Below are 1,684 nucleotides of genomic sequence, written 5' to 3' on the forward strand. Positions count from 1 at the left end.
GCTGCATCACGGTCTGTCGGGATTTCAATTAATACCGGTTCATTACTATCTAAAGCTGCCTGTAAAACTGGCTCTAACTCTTCAGCACTCTCTACACGCCACGAACGTAAACCAAAGGATTCACCCATAAGCTTATAGTCAGGTGAGTATGGTTCTCCGTCAGGAGTATTAAACTCTGTACCTACATGGCGACTCATCAACTTACGCTGACCACCCCGGATCGACATATATCCTGCATTGTTCTGAATAATGAACACCACTGGAATATTATTGGTTTTACAGATTGCAATCTCTTGTGAGGTCATTAAGAAATCACCATCACCTAAAATGCAGACTACAGGTTGATCCGGCGCTGCCAGTTTTGCACCAATTGCTGCTGGAACTGCCCAACCCATTGATGAGAAGCCACCAGAAGTTAAATGGGTACGCGGTTCATAAACAGGGAAAGTCTGTTTAACTGCACCTTGAGTATTACCAGAACCAACAACTACAATCGTGTTGCGTGGGAAGATCTTACGTAATGCACCAAGTGGGCGTTGCGAAGTAAATGGGAAACGGTTTGAATCACGACGGGTTGCTAACTTGGATTCCCATTCATCTTGTGCTTCTTTCAAAGCCTGCATGTATTCACTACGTTCTACCGTATCTTCTTTCATATTCTCAAGAATATGAGCCAAGGCATAACGGGCATCCGATACAATTCCGACTGTCACCGGATAGTTCTTGCCAATCTCATGCGGATCAATATCAATATGAATCAGCTTAGATGGTGGGATAGCAAAGGTGACGCCTTTGGCATAGCTTGATGATGACCAGTCAGTGAAACGGCAACCAACAGCAATGATGACATCAGCAGTTGATGCGATTTTATTACCGCATAGGGTACCTGTTTGACCTACACTACCTGCAAAGAGTGTATGATCTTCAGGGAAACCACTTTTACCATTCCAGGTTGTTACAACAGGGATTTGCAGATGTTCAGCCAGTGCAAGAACTTCATTCCATGCTTCACCAGTAATTACACCGCCACCAATAACCATAACAGGACGTTTGGCATCACGTAATACATCTGCTGCAGCTGCAACAGCTTCCGGATCCGGATAAACTTTGCCGACAGGTAAACGCTCACTCAGTGGATGAAGCGCAACTTCAGCAGCTTCAGCCTGAACGTCCATTGGAATTTCAATATGAACCGGGCCAGGACGTCCGGTAGTCATCGCACTCCATGCACGGTGCATGGCAAAAGGTAATTCTTCAACACGGGTGACAACCCAGTGACGTTTAGATACGGCTTCAGCAATTTTAGGGAAATCATTATCTGTATAACGTTCCAGCTCCTGAAGAAGGCCATGGCCACGCATGTGTGTTGGTGGTCCACCCGTAATTAGCATGACACTGGTTGAGTCCGTAAATGCTGTTGCCATACCAATAACTGTATTACTTGCCCCAGCACCGATTGAGGTAAACGCAGCCATTGGTTTACCAGCAACACGGTAATAACCGTCAGCCAAGTGCACGGCACTTTGTTCATGGAAAACCTGAATGAACTTGATTTTTGATTCTTCCTCAAGGAAAGCATCGGTTTGGGTCCAGATACCGTGTCCAGGAATACCGGCTACATATTCAACGCCATAATTCTTTAGGGTTTGGGCAACAATCTGACTACCCGTTAATCTCTTCTTCA

General features: G+C 45.5%; 1 protein-coding gene. It reads right to left on the minus strand.

Annotated elements, in window-relative coordinates; translation table 11 throughout:
- The coding region (locus KNQ97_RS19125; RefSeq protein ID WP_253612635.1) for a thiamine pyrophosphate-binding protein at positions 1-1,684 on the minus strand (1,684 nt) is incomplete at both ends.

This window comes from Acinetobacter sp. UC24323 (genome assembly GCF_024151445.1).
GTDB lineage: Bacteria > Pseudomonadota > Gammaproteobacteria > Pseudomonadales > Moraxellaceae > Acinetobacter > Acinetobacter baumannii.